The organism is Pseudomonas sp. SIMBA_068 (genome assembly GCF_046534705.1).
Taxonomy (GTDB): Bacteria; Pseudomonadota; Gammaproteobacteria; order Pseudomonadales; family Pseudomonadaceae; genus Aquipseudomonas; species Aquipseudomonas putida.
Genome location: NZ_JAWRYI010001477.1, coordinates 1 through 241, shown reverse-complemented (window position 1 = coordinate 241; position 241 = coordinate 1). Strand labels below are relative to the sequence as shown.

1 pseudogene is annotated in these 241 nt (G+C 39.8%); it reads right to left on the bottom strand.

From position 1 onward, the window contains the following. Positions 1-39 precede the first annotated feature (39 nt). Positions 40-241: pseudogene (locus tag SB756_RS34550) on the bottom strand (hypothetical protein); the annotation flags it as partial.

Below are 241 nucleotides of genomic sequence, written 5' to 3'. Positions count from 1 at the left end.
TACTAAAATGATTAAAAGTTATAAAATTAAATTTGGTTACTAATTTGCTATATCGGTTAACGGTTGCGCATAGCTACTTGTTTGGTTGTTTTGCCCAAACCATGCAAGCTGCGAGTGTAGGGCGGCTACTTCACCAATAATAAGTAATGCTGGCGATACAATGCTGTTGCGTTCAATTAAATCGGCAAGCTCGCCTAATTGGCCTGTTACTACACGTTGATTTTTGCGCGTGCCATTTTCG